We start from the raw sequence: 11,610 nt of genomic DNA, 5'->3' as shown, positions 1-11,610 counted from the left end.
GGTATCGGCGGGCCGCTCCTGTCGGCTTCGAGCTACTTCATGAAGTCCCCGCCGGAGCAGTTCAATGACGACCTCGCCCGTGAAAAGGTCGAGGCCTTCATCCGCGGCGACCTCGAGCGCTAAACCCCGGACCCTCCATCAGTTCCTGCAGGTCTTGACCCGACGCTCCCTCAGATCCTGCGGGCTTCATCCGGACGCTCCATCAGCTTTTGCAGGTTTCCACGCGACGCTCCCTCACTTTCGGTGGGGGAGCGTCGGTGCTTAGGCGGGATGCGGACCAGCAGAGGAAGCAACCGCCGGCGGCGAGCTGCGGAGGTTACCCCGCCAAGGCTTGGAGCCGGGCAGGGCGTTGTTCCGCGGCGGCGTGGTAGCTTTCCAGCGTGATGGCGGCGGTCCGCTGCCAGCCGGAGTTTTCGGCGCGGATGGAGGCGGCGCGGCCAATGTGGTCGCGGGTGGCGGGGTCGTCGTAGAGGGCTTCCAGCGCGTCGGCCCAGTCGGCGGCGCGGTGGCCGTCCACCAGCAGCCCGGTCCGTTCGTGGCTGACGGCGCGGGTCAGCCCGCCAACGCGGGTGGCGACCACGGGGGTGCCGCAGGCCTGCGCTTCGAGGGCGACGAGGCCGAAGGATTCGCTGTAAGAGGGCATGACGACGACGTCGGCGGCGCGGTACCAGGCGGCCAGTTCGGACGCGCCGACCGGCGGGTGGTGGGTGACGACGTCGTCCAGTCCGGCGGCGCTGACGAGGGATTTGAGGTTGAAGTCCTTGGCGCCGCTGAGCTCGCCGAGGACGGTGAGTTTCAGGTCGATGTCTGGGCGGCGCTGGCGGAGCAGGGCGGCGGCCTTGAGCAGGATCTCCGGGCCTTTGAGCCGCTGGATCCGGCCGGCGAAGAGCAGGTGGAACGTGCCCGGCCCGATGCCGTGGGCGGTGCGGGAGCGGGCGCGGAACGCCGGCGTGAAGACGGACAGGTCGACGCCGGGGGGTGCGACGTCGATGTGGTCGAAGTCGGCTCCGTAGTGGGAGACGAGTTCGGCGGCTTCGGCGGTGGTGTTGGCAATCAGCCGGGTGGCGCCGTCCACGATCCGGTGTTCGCCGTCCTCCCGGCGGCGGGGTTCGGGTTCCTCGCCGGACTGCAGCAGGAGGTTTTTGACCTTGGCCATGGTGTGCATGGTGTGCACCAGCGGCACGTTCCACAGTGCGGAAAGTTCCAGGCCGGCGCTACCGGAGACCCAGTAGTGGGAGTGGATGAGGTCGTAGCGGCCGTGGGGCTGCCGGGCGCGGATGCGTTCGATTTCGGCGACCATGGCGTGCAGCAGTTCGGGGAGTTCCTCTTTGGGGAGTTTGCGGGGCGGACCGGCCAGGACGTTGTGGACGCAGACGCCGGGATCGGGGTGTTCGACGGCGGGCTGGCCGGCGGCGGTGGACCGGGTGAAGATTTCCACTTCGATGCCGGATTCGGCCAGGGCCGAGGCGAGGCCCCGGACGTAGACGTTCATGCCGCCGGCGTCCCCGGAACCGGGCTGTTCCATGGGGGAGGTGTGCAGCGACAGGAAAGCCACGCGCTTGATCAGGGACATGTCCCTCCTTTCTGCTTTGCGAAGTACCGCTTTATGAAGTGGTACACGAACGGCCCCCATCTACAGGACGGGGGCCGTTCGGCTGTTTTGCCCAGTCTTACTGGGATACCTTGGCGAGGTTTTCGCGTTCGGCGGCGATGGTGGTGCTGTCGCCGTGGCCGGTCCGGACCACCGTTTCCGCGGGGAGGGTGAGGAGCCGTTCGCGTATCGAGGTCAGGATGGTCGGGTAGTCGCTGTAGGAGCGGCCGGTGGCACCGGGGCCGCCGTTGAACAGGGTGTCCCCGGTGAACACCGTTCCCTCCTGTTCGAGGAGGAAGCAAGTGGAGCCCGGCGAGTGGCCGGGCGTGTGGATCGCCTTCAGGGTGGCCCCGCCCACGGTAAATTCGTCCCCATCGCTGATGCTGCGGTCGGGGGTGGTGCCGGGGTAGACCTGTTCCCAGAGGACTTGGTCCTCCGGGTTCAGCCAGATGGGTGCGGCGACGGCGCCGGCGACGTCGCGGGCGGCGCCGATGTGGTCGTTGTGCGCGTGCGTGAGCAGGATGGCCAGGACCTTCCGGCCACGCACCTGGCTGATGATCGCAGCGGCGTCGTGCGGGGAATCAATGATCACGCACTCGTTCTCGTTGCCCACGATCCAGACGTTGTTGTCCACGTCCCATGTCCCGCCGTCGAGCGAGAAGGTCCCCGAGGTGACCAGGTTTTCGATCGTGACACTCATGCGGAGGCACCTGCCGTCTGGATGCCTTCGACAGTCTGGATGTCCTGGGCGGGCTGGATTTCGACGACGGAGCGCAGGACCTTGCCTTCGTGCATTTTGTCGAAGGCATCCTCGACCTGGTCGATGGTGATGCGTTCGGAGACGAACGCGTCCAGGTCCAGGTTGCCCTGCTTGTAATGGGAGACGAGCATGGGGAAGTCGCGAGAGGGCAGGCAGTCCCCGTACCAGGAGGACTTCAGCGACCCGCCCCGGCCAAAGACATCCAGCAGCGGCAACTCCAGCTGCATGTCCGGCGTCGGGACGCCGACAAGGACCACTCTGCCGGCCAGGTCCCGGGCGTAGAACGCCTGCTTATAGGTTTCGGGGCGTCCGACGGCCTCGATCACGACGTCGGCCCCGTTCCCGCCGGTCAGCGCCCGGATCGCCTCCACTGGGTCGGAGGTGCGGGAGTGCACGCCATGGGTCGCGCCCAGGGATCTGGCCATCTCGATCTTGTTCTCATCGATGTCCACCGCGATGATCGTGGTGGCCCCGGCCAGCTTCGCGCCGGCGATCGCGGCAATGCCCACGCCGCCGCAGCCGATCACGGCCACCGATTCGCCGCGCTTGACCTCCCCGGTGTTGATCGCCGCCCCGATGCCGGCCATCACCCCGCAGCCCAGCAAACCCACCGCGGCCGGGTCGACGTCCTCATCGACCTTGGTGCACTGCCCGGCAGCGACCAGTGTCTTCTCCGCGAACGCCCCGATCCCCAGGGCCGGGGACAGTTCGGTTCCGTCCTCCAGCGTCATCTTCTGGGTGGCGTTGGCGGTGTTGAAACAATACTGCGGCTGGCCCTTCGAACACGCCCGGCACTGCCCGCACACCGCACGCCAGTTCAGGATCACCCGGTCACCCGGGGCCACCTCGGTCACACCTTCACCCACGGCGGAGACCACGCCGGTGGCCTCGTGGCCCAGCAGGTACGGGAACTCGTCCCCAATGCCGCCCAGCTTGTAATGCAGGTCCGTGTGGCACACCCCGCACGTTAGGACATCCACCAGGGCCTCCCCTGGCCCCGGATCCGGGACCAGGATCGTTTCCACCGACACCGGAGCGTTCTTCTCCCTGACAACAACTGCCTTCACTTTATGAACCATGATCTGGGTGTTCCTTTCGAGTGTTCTGCGGCTGGCGCAGTTGACACATCGCTTTTTCGCAGGCGCCTGGCGCTGTCTATGCGGGGGAGCGGGTGGTGGCCGGAGGTCTTCTGATTCGGCGTCAGCGGCTTTTTGGGAGCGACTGATCTATCTGATATTTGTGAGTTATATAACTAATATATAAGTGATCGTATGCGCCCGAACTTGGCTGCGTCAACGTGCTCGAGGCAATCGGGAAAGCCGGACGCAGCCGTCAGTCGGTCTCGGGGCCGGAACAGAAAAAGCAGCCGTGGTAGTCGCAGTCATCAACGGAGGAAGCTTCATCTGATTCCGTTTCAACCTTTGCCACTGTGGACGCCGATGGTGCCATGTGAGTGCCTTTCCTAGTTTGGGACGCGCTCGTAGACGCGGAGAGTTAGCCGCCCGCAAAGGGCGGGAGAACGTCAAGGACGTCCTCCGAATTCAGGGCTGTTGACCGGTCGCGGACAGCCACTTCGTTACGGAGGAAGCTGCTCCTGGACAGAACCCCGTCAAGTTGCGGAGCGCCGGCAGTGGGCTGCGGGCGGTCTGCCGCAAGTATGGCGGACAGGAGTTCGTCCAGCGTTGACCCCGGCGCGAGGTCGAAGTGTTCCTCCGCCATGCCGGCCGCCGCTGCCGCAGCGGCAAAGTAACGGACCAGTACTGCCAAATTAGCCTCCTATGGCGCTCATAGTTCGGTCCGGCTGGACAAAGTCTTGCGCCCCCAAGCCTGTGTGTTCCATGCCGTGGGCTTTGGGCTTGATCCACATGGCGTCCTCCCACCGCCGCACAAGCTCGTCCTCGGGTGCACCTTCCCGCAGGAGGCCCAGGAGGTCGAACTCCTGGCGCGAGAAGAGGCAGCTCATGATCGTGCCCTCGGCCGTGATGCGGGTCCGCCGGCAGTCCGAGCAGAACGGCTCCGTGACGGAGGCGATGATTCCCACCGTGCCCAGCACCGGACCGGCGGGTCCGCCGGTGGCCGGGTCCCGACGTCGGACGCGGAAGCGTTCGGCGGGCGCGCCGTCACGATCCCCGGGATCGGAAGCCAGTACGAACACTGTCCCCAGGATTTCCCGGATTTCCGTTGCTGTGATCATGTCGCGCCGGGACCAGCCATGGTCGGCGTCCAGCGGCATTTGCTCGATAAACCTCAGCTCATGACCGAATTCAAGGGCCCAAGCCAGCAGCGCTGGTGCTTCGGCGTCGTTGATGCCGCGCATGAGTACGGCATTGATCTTGATTGGGCCGAGGCCGGCGGACGAGGCTGCCTGGACCCCGGCCAGCACCCTGCCCAGGTAAGGGCGCCGGGTAATTTTGGTGAAGGTCTCTTGGTGCAGGGAGTCAAGGGAGATATTGACCCGTGTGAGGCCGGCGTCCCTCAGCAACTCGGCTTTCTTGTCCAGTCCCAGACCATTGGTTGTCATGGAGATCGGAAGGTCCGGGTGGCGGCAGCGGAGCGCGCTGACAATGTCCACGAGGTCCCCGCGGACCAGAGGTTCGCCGCCCGTCAGGCGCAGCTCCCTGACTCCGAGCCGACCGACGCCGATCCCCACGATCCGCACGATCTCTTCGGCGGTCATGACCGCCGGCTTGGGAAGCCATTCCAGGCCTTCCGCAGGCATACAGTACGTGCATCGGAGATTGCACTTGTCCGTCACGGACAGTCTCATGTCGGTGGCCCGGCGGCCAAAACGGTCGAACAGTCCCGAAGGCTGCCCTTGCGGCCGCCGCGGCGGGATCTTCATCCGGTTGTAGGGGGCCTCTTGGCGCAACACCGGCAAGCCAAGTTGAACGGTCATCAGTGGTGGCTTCGAGCTGATGACCGGGTGGTTACCGCGGCGACTGTGCCGATTGTTGCGGACATTGCGCTTTCCCTTTCTGGGTCCGACGTTCTTGCAGGGGCGCGTCAGTGCGGCCGGATCCCGATCCGAGGTGGTACCGGGATCCGGCCGCGTTGTACTTAGCGCCGCTTGTCCCCGGCAGGATCAAGCTCACTCTTGGAGCACCGTTCATCACATTCATGCTTGGTCACCAGATCGAACTGGACGCCGCCATGCTGTTCGACTCCACTGCGGATGGAGCGCTCGACGACGGATGTGACCAGCCGCCTGCGCAGTGACAGCGGGTCCCTGCGCAGATCCCTTGTCAGGGCAAAACACATCAGGAACATCACAAGCACGAAGGGCAGCGCTGAGACGATGGTGATCCGTTGCAGTCCGGCAAGCGCCTCGGCAGGCTTGTCGCCGCCGGCAAGGAGCATCACAGCTGCGACGGCGCCGGTGAGGGCACCCCAGAAGATAACGACTCCCCGGCGTGGCTCTTCAGCGCCGTCGGAGCTCAGTGAACCCATCACGATGGAGGCCGCGTCGGCACCCGTGACGAAGAAGATCGCCACCAGGACCATCGCCAGGATGGAGACCGCGGCGGCAATGGCGTTGGGCAAGGGCAGGTGGTGGAGCAGATCGAACAGCGCACCATCGAAGGAAATCGTGGGAGTTCCGTCGACGATCTTGGCCAGGCCATCGCCGGTGTCCGGTGTGGCATCAGCTGTGGACTGGATATGGATGGCGGCGCCGCCGAAGATGCCGAACCAGATCACGCTGACGACGCTGGGGACCAGCAGGACACCAGTGACGAACTGGCGGATGGTGCGGCCGCGGCTGATGCGGGCGATGAACAGGCCCACGAAGGGAGTCCAGGAGACCCACCAGGCCCAGTAGAAGATGGTCCAGCCGGACATCCATGTGCGCAGGGCATCGTCGCCGACGGCCTCGGTCCGGGAGGCCATCTCGGCCAGGTCCCGGGCATAGTCGCCGACGGCCGCCGGGATCAGGTTCAGGATGAAAAGCGTTGGCCCGGCCACGAAGACGATGACCGCAAGGAGTGCGGCCAGGACCATGTTGATGTTGGACAGCCACTGGATTCCGCGGCTGATGCCGGAGACTGCCGAGGCCACGAAGCAGGCTGTGAGAATGGCAACGATCACCACGAGCACGGGGGTGGCAAGTTGGCCGCCGATCCAGCCGTTGGACGCCATGCCGCTGCCGATCTGCAGCGCTCCGAGTCCGAGCGATGCTGCCGTTCCGAAGAGTGTGGCGAAGATGGCCAGCATGTTGATGAGCTTGCCGATGGGACCTTCCACCCTGCGGATGCCGAACAGGGACGTGAAGACGGAGGAAATGAGTTGCTTGCGGCCGAGGCGGTAGGACCCGTAGGCCATGGCAACGCCCACCACCGCGTACATGGCCCACGGGTGCAGGGTCCAGTGGAAGATCGAAGTTGCCATTGCCGTTTGGACCGCCGCGGGAGTCTGGCCGTCAACGGTGCCCGGTGGCGGGGAGATGTAGTGGTACAGCGGCTCGGCCACGCCGTAGAACATGAGCCCGATGCCCATGCCTGCCGCGAACATCATCGAGACCCACGAGACCATGGAGTACTCGGGCTTTTCCGCGTCTTTCCCCAGCGGAATGTTCCCGAAGCGGCTGACCGCCAGCCACAGCACATAGACCACGAATAGGGACGAGAGGGAAACGAACATCCAGCCGGTGTTTTCCATGACCCAGTCAAGGACCACCTGGGAAGTGGCGGCCAGGTTCTCCCTGCCGGCAAATCCCCAGATGACAAAGGCCAGTGTGAGCAGTCCGGCGACGCCGAAGACTACCTTGTCGATGCCTCCCTTCCGGAACAGCTGGCTGCTGCGCCGCGCTTCTTCGTGTTCTGATTCGGTTTCCCGCAGGGCCTGAAGGATTTGCAGGTCTTCCTGGGGAGGTTCAGGCTCTCGTTCCAACGCCGGGTCCACCCCGGAGTCCCGACTGTCTTCGCTGCTTTCATCGATAGTGACGTCACTATTGATTGTCATGAGGTTCCTTAATTGAATAAGTGGGACGGCGGCCGTGGCCGCCGGCGGTTAGCCCGGCGGCAGGTCCGGCTCGTCCTCGGATTCGATTGTCGCCGTCGACAATCTTGATTTCGTGAATGCGGACCAGCAGTTCCGCCGGGGGAGGGGCGACGGATCCTCTGCTCGTTTAGTTCCGCAGTAATCAACACGCATCGTCTTCAGCAACAGAGTGCGCTAGCTCACACGCAATTGTCAAGGAATTCCTTGGCCTGGCGTCATCCTTGACAGTCGACATGTCACACATCACGCTGTTGCTTATCGCGGTTGTTGTTGCGCATAAAGCAGTTAGGAAGCGAGTGGGTTATGCAGACACTTGCGATCGTGGGCGCCTCACTGGCCGGCCTTTCGGCGGTCAGGGCAGCCCGCGCTCAGGGCTTCTCCGGACGGTTGGTCACCCTTGGCGATGAGCATCACCGCCCCTATGACAGGCCGCCCCTGTCCAAGGAATTCCTCCTCGGCACCATCACGGCCGAAGATCTGTTTCTCGAGACGGACGACCACGGACTGAACGCTGAGTGGCTTCTTGGCGGCGGCGCTAGCGGTGCAGGCGCTGCTGGATAGCGATGCTCAACCACCGGTCCGGGTCATCGGCGCGTGTAGCCCATGTTGGCACTGATCCGCAGGCCAGCCTGCCCGAGGCCCTCGACGAGGCCCGGCGTTTTCTCCGGATCGAAGCGGAATGCGGGGCCGGAGATGCTGACCGCGCCGATCACCGTCCCCAAGTGGTTGTAGACCGGAACCGCCATGGAGTTCAGACCGATTTCAAACTCTTCCCTGACCACCGCATGGCCGTGGTGGGCGACGTCCAGAAGTTGCTTTTCAAGCTTGTCGCGGCTGGTGATGGTCCGCGGGGTGCGGGCCGGCAGTCCGGTCTCAGTCAGGATCCTTTCCCGTTCTTCCACCGGCAGTGCCGCCAGCAGAACTTTCCCGCTCGATGTCGCGTGCAAGGGGGTCAGGCTCCCCACCCAGTCATAGGTAGCCAGAGTTGACGGTCCCATGGCCTGGTCCACGTTCACCGCGTAATTGGACCGGAGCACGGCAAGGTTCACCGTCTCCTTGAACTCCTCGGCCAGGCTTTCGAGCACAGGGCGTGCCTCGCGGACCAGGCTCAGCCGGCCGGGAATGGAACTGGCCAGGCGCAGGATGCCAAAGCCCAGCTGATACTTGCCCCGTTCGCTGTTCTGGTGGACCATCTCCCTGCCCACCAGGGAGCCGAGCAGCCTGGAGGCAGTGGACTTGTGAATGCCCATTTCCTCGGCGATCTCACTCACGCCAGCATGGCCTTCGCGGGCCAGGATCTCCAGGACAACGAGGGCCCTGTCTACAGACTGGACACCGCCATGCTGGCCGCCCTCGCCCTCGCTGTCGGCATCGGATTCAGGGTCATTGTTCGAAGCCATGATCCATACTCTCAAAGTAGTGTCGGCGGTCTGCTTTCCAGGGAGACCGCGGGGACAGGCCTCTCGGCCAATCCCCCGTTTTGATCCTATGCCGGGAAGTGTGACGAAGCCGACATTGCGTTGAGGCGGTTAACGCTCAGCGCAGATCAAGGCGCATAAGCACCCGCGGGAAGCCATTGAGGACGGAGCCGGTGTCGGCGGCCTTGGTGAAACCTGCATCCTCGAAGAGTTTGCGTGTACCGACATAGGCCATGGTGAGGTCCACCTTCCTGCCCTGGTTGTCCACCGGATAGCCCTCGATGGCGGGCGCGCCGAACGAGCGTGCGAATTCGACGGCACCCTGCAGCAGCACATGGGAAATTCCCCACCCGCGGTACCCCGGGCGCACCCGGATACACCACACGGCCCACACGTCGAGGTCGTCCACGTGAGGGATCCGGCGGTTGCGTGCGAAGCTGGTGTCGGCGCGCGGATGGACACCGGCCCATCCAACTGCCTCCCCGCCGTCGTACGCCAGCACTCCGGGCGGCGGGTCCTGCGCCACCAGTTCCTGCACGAGCTCCCCGCGGGCAGTGCCCCGCAGCTCAACGTTTTGCTTTGACGGAATGCGGTAGCTCAGGCACCAGCACACGGTTGCGTCGGGCCGCTTGGGCCCCACCACCGCTTTCACGTCCTCGAACTGCGTCGCCGGACGGACCTCGATCGCCATGCGGCCACCTTGCCACCGCTCTCGGGTGGAGGCAAGCGCGGAAAGACGACTTAGCGCAGGCCGTTGCTGTGCGCCAAGGCGATCGCTTCAGTGCGCGAAGTGGCGCCGAGCTTGCGGTAGATGTTGCGGAGGTGGAACTTCACGGTGTTTTCGCTGACGTGCAGCTTGGCCGCGATCGCCCGGTTCCGTTGCCCGGCGGCCAGCAGCTGCAGGACCTCCAGCTCCCGGTCACCCAGGTTCCAGGCGGCGACGTCGGGCAGTTTGCGGCCGGGCGGGTCCAGCGGAAGGGTGACAGCGACGTCGGCACCCCAGCCCTGCATCAGGTCGATCGTCATCTGGCCGTCCAGGACCTCCACCCGTTGCGTCAGGCGGGCGATGCTGGGAGCCTCTGCGGAGAGGCTGCCCAGGCCGTCATCGCGGACGTTGATGAGCAGGTTCTCGCCGTCGCAATCCCACTGGGTACGGATGCGGCGCACATCCGGCTGTTCAACCATGGCGAGCACGAGCCCACGGACGATGGCCCGGGCGGCATGCGCCACTTCCCCGGGAAGGGCGCGGCCGTTGACTGGGGGCTCGATGAACTGGACGTCGATGCCGCTGAAATGCATCAGCGGGCGGAGATCTTCGCGGAGGCGCTGGAAGGCCGTGGCAACAGGTTCTTCGACCTGTTCCGTGGTGCGGTCATTGAGCGTCCGCAGTTCCACCAGGGCCTTGGCGGCGACATCTGTGGCGGACTTCCGGGCTGCACCGTCCGCGAGGGCGGGGGAGCGCAGGGCGGCAAGCAATGTCTCCAGCGTGGTTGAGTGCCGGTCAACCAGTTCCGCCGTCACCCTGACCCGTTCGGCGGACGCCGCACGGGACTCGATAAGGTACGACGGCGGTGCATCCGCCACCTTTTCGCGGATACGCTCGGCCGCGAGATCCCACAGGTAACGGACCAGCCACGGCACCGTAAGCTCCTGCCCGGGAAGCCCCGCACCGCTTTCTCCTGTGGCGGACTGGGGATCGGTCAGAACCAGCAACGCGTTTGTGGGCGACGGCAGGGCAAGGATGGGACGTTCCCGGCCCCCGATCGGTGCCCGGCCCTGCCAAGTTTCGCCCCCGTCCAGCGACGCTCTGACGGCATCCAGTTCGGCGATGGAGACCTGGCTGATGACGGACTCGTCACCGGACTTTTTCTGTGGCCGGCCTGTGCAGTCTTCCGTAAAGATCACGAGGGCACTGCTCCGCAGGTACGGGAGGGTGGCCCGGTGGAGTTTCTGCGCGATCTGGGCCAGCGGCGCCGAGGACAGGGACGCGATCGCCTCAAGCAGGGGTTTCACGCCTTCGGACGTCTCAGGCGTTGGGGGAGGGGTGGCGGCTTCGGTAGTGACTGGCACCCGTCCATTGTATAGAAATCCGCGGCGCCGCCTATCCCTTTGGGTGGGAAAGACCGTCCGATCATGCCGTAGTGCCCGCCCGTTTAGCAATCGAAGATGGAAGGGCAAGAACGTCCCGAAGGAGATAACCCATGAGTGTCATGACGGGCACCGATCCCGCCACGCTGGCAGGAACGTCCACCGCAGTTCCGGCAGCATCGGTCACCAGGAACCAGCTCCTGGTCCTGGACGAGATCCAGCGGACAGCTGCCCGCGTGGATCCGGAGCAGGTTGCCGCCCTGGCATCTGAGATCCGGCGCGGCCAGCGGATCTTCGTCACCGGCGCCGGGCGAAGCGGCCTCGTCCTGAAGATGGCGGCCATGCGGCTCATGCACCTGGGACTGACAGTGCACGTGGTGGGCGAGACCACAGCACCCGCCGTCCGCTCCGGAGACGTGCTGCTCGCCGCCTCCGGTTCCGGCACCACATCGAGCGTCGTCAAGGCAGCACAGACCGCTGCCGCCCAGGGCGCGCGGGTGGCTGTCTACACCACGAACCCGGGTTCCCCACTCGCGGAGGCGGCCTCCGCCGTCGTCGTAATCCCGGGGGTGCAGAAGACGGACCACGGATCAGCAGTCTCGCGCCAGTACTCCGGCAGCCTGTTCGAGCAGGTGCTGTTCACCACGACGGAAGCGGTGTTCCAGAGTCTTTGGGATGAAGACGCCGCTGCTCCGGAAGACCTCTGGCTGCGCCACGCAAACCTCGAGTAACCCCCGAAACGCCAACAAACCACCTGA

At 65.1% G+C, this 11,610-nt stretch carries 11 protein-coding genes and 1 pseudogene; 3 read left to right on the top strand and 9 right to left on the bottom strand.

Annotated elements, in window-relative coordinates; translation table 11 throughout:
* Nucleotides 1–123: pseudogene (locus tag LQ144_RS09925) on the top strand (inositol-3-phosphate synthase); the annotation flags it as partial.
* 193 nt (nt 124–316) lie between these two features.
* Here LQ144_RS09925 and mshA read toward each other — a convergent pair.
* The 6 genes from mshA to LQ144_RS09895 all read right to left on the bottom strand — a co-directional run bounded on the left by mshA (nt 317) and on the right by LQ144_RS09895 (nt 7,307).
* Nucleotides 317–1,573 (bottom strand): D-inositol-3-phosphate glycosyltransferase, encoded by a 1,257-nt coding sequence (mshA, locus tag LQ144_RS09920; protein ID WP_230118487.1) that lies wholly within the window; start codon nt 1,571–1,573, stop codon nt 317–319.
* Between the two features lie 97 nt (nt 1,574–1,670).
* Nucleotides 1,671–2,291 (bottom strand): MBL fold metallo-hydrolase, encoded by a 621-nt coding sequence (locus tag LQ144_RS09915; protein ID WP_230118480.1) that lies wholly within the window; start codon nt 2,289–2,291, stop codon nt 1,671–1,673.
* Nucleotides 2,288–3,430 (bottom strand): S-(hydroxymethyl)mycothiol dehydrogenase, encoded by a 1,143-nt coding sequence (locus LQ144_RS09910; RefSeq protein ID WP_230118478.1) that lies wholly within the window; start codon nt 3,428–3,430, stop codon nt 2,288–2,290. Before LQ144_RS09910 ends, LQ144_RS09915 begins: the two co-directional genes overlap by 4 nt.
* A gap of 415 nt (nt 3,431–3,845) precedes the next feature.
* On the bottom strand, nt 3,846–4,118 hold the full coding sequence (locus LQ144_RS09905) for a MoaD/ThiS family protein (protein WP_290369749.1): 273 nt from the start codon (nt 4,116–4,118) through the stop codon (nt 3,846–3,848).
* Between the two features lies 1 nt (nt 4,119).
* The gene (gene moaA, locus LQ144_RS09900) at nt 4,120–5,193 is read right to left on the bottom strand and encodes a GTP 3',8-cyclase MoaA (RefSeq protein ID WP_230118499.1); all 1,074 of its coding nucleotides are present in this window, start codon (nt 5,191–5,193) and stop codon (nt 4,120–4,122) included.
* Nucleotides 5,194–5,408: 215 nt separating this feature from the next.
* Nucleotides 5,409–7,307 carry a BCCT family transporter gene (locus LQ144_RS09895; RefSeq protein ID WP_230118476.1) on the bottom strand — a complete coding sequence of 633 codons (1,899 nt, stop codon included), beginning with the start codon at nt 7,305–7,307 and terminating at the stop codon, nt 5,409–5,411.
* 342 nt (nt 7,308–7,649) lie between these two features.
* Between LQ144_RS09895 and LQ144_RS22975 the strand changes: the two genes are divergently transcribed.
* Nucleotides 7,650–7,907: an FAD-dependent oxidoreductase gene (locus LQ144_RS22975; RefSeq protein WP_290369747.1), complete on the top strand. Its 258-nt coding sequence runs from the start codon at nt 7,650–7,652 to the stop codon at nt 7,905–7,907.
* A 23-nt stretch (nt 7,908–7,930) separates the two neighbouring features.
* Here the strand turns inward: LQ144_RS22975 and LQ144_RS09885 are convergent, their stop codons facing one another.
* The 3 genes from LQ144_RS09885 to LQ144_RS09875 all read right to left on the bottom strand — a co-directional run bounded on the left by LQ144_RS09885 (nt 7,931) and on the right by LQ144_RS09875 (nt 10,777).
* Nucleotides 7,931–8,746, bottom strand: a complete 816-nt coding sequence (locus LQ144_RS09885; protein ID WP_230118475.1) for an IclR family transcriptional regulator — start codon at nt 8,744–8,746, stop codon at nt 7,931–7,933.
* 136 nt (nt 8,747–8,882) lie between these two features.
* A complete protein-coding gene (locus tag LQ144_RS09880) occupies nt 8,883–9,455 on the bottom strand; it encodes a GNAT family N-acetyltransferase (RefSeq protein WP_230118472.1) in 573 nt (190 codons plus the stop codon).
* A gap of 50 nt (nt 9,456–9,505) precedes the next feature.
* Nucleotides 9,506–10,777 (bottom strand): response regulator transcription factor family protein, encoded by a 1,272-nt coding sequence (locus LQ144_RS09875; RefSeq protein ID WP_230118497.1) that lies wholly within the window; start codon nt 10,775–10,777, stop codon nt 9,506–9,508.
* A 188-nt stretch (nt 10,778–10,965) separates the two neighbouring features.
* Between LQ144_RS09875 and hxlB the strand changes: the two genes are divergently transcribed.
* Nucleotides 10,966–11,583, top strand: coding sequence for a 6-phospho-3-hexuloisomerase (hxlB, locus tag LQ144_RS09870; protein ID WP_230118470.1), 618 nt, complete (start codon nt 10,966–10,968; stop codon nt 11,581–11,583).
* The last annotated feature ends 27 nt before the right edge of the window (nt 11,584–11,610 follow it).

It is taken from the genome of Arthrobacter sp. Bi83 (assembly GCF_918698095.1).
Classification (GTDB): Bacteria; Actinomycetota; Actinomycetes; order Actinomycetales; family Micrococcaceae; genus Arthrobacter.
The sequence above is the reverse complement of the archived record's forward strand: the minus strand, read 5'-3'. Positions and strand labels throughout refer to the sequence as shown.

Excerpts from the sequence above, each read along its gene's own strand:
- LQ144_RS22975 (WP_290369747.1), top strand. The coding sequence starts at position 7,650 with ATGCAGACACTTGCGATCGTGGGCGCCTCACTGGCCGGCCTTTCGGCG.
- moaA (WP_230118499.1), bottom strand. The coding sequence starts at position 5,193 with ATGAAGATCCCGCCGCGGCGGCCGCAAGGGCAGCCTTCGGGACTGTTC.
- hxlB (WP_230118470.1), top strand. The coding sequence starts at position 10,966 with ATGAGTGTCATGACGGGCACCGATCCCGCCACGCTGGCAGGAACGTCC.
- LQ144_RS09895 (WP_230118476.1), bottom strand. The coding sequence starts at position 7,307 with ATGACAATCAATAGTGACGTCACTATCGATGAAAGCAGCGAAGACAGT.
- LQ144_RS09880 (WP_230118472.1), bottom strand. The coding sequence starts at position 9,455 with ATGGCGATCGAGGTCCGTCCGGCGACGCAGTTCGAGGACGTGAAAGCG.
- LQ144_RS09885 (WP_230118475.1), bottom strand. The coding sequence starts at position 8,746 with ATGGCTTCGAACAATGACCCTGAATCCGATGCCGACAGCGAGGGCGAG.
- LQ144_RS09915 (WP_230118480.1), bottom strand. The coding sequence starts at position 2,291 with ATGAGTGTCACGATCGAAAACCTGGTCACCTCGGGGACCTTCTCGCTC.
- mshA (WP_230118487.1), bottom strand. The coding sequence starts at position 1,573 with ATGTCCCTGATCAAGCGCGTGGCTTTCCTGTCGCTGCACACCTCCCCC.
- LQ144_RS09910 (WP_230118478.1), bottom strand. The coding sequence starts at position 3,430 with ATGGTTCATAAAGTGAAGGCAGTTGTTGTCAGGGAGAAGAACGCTCCG.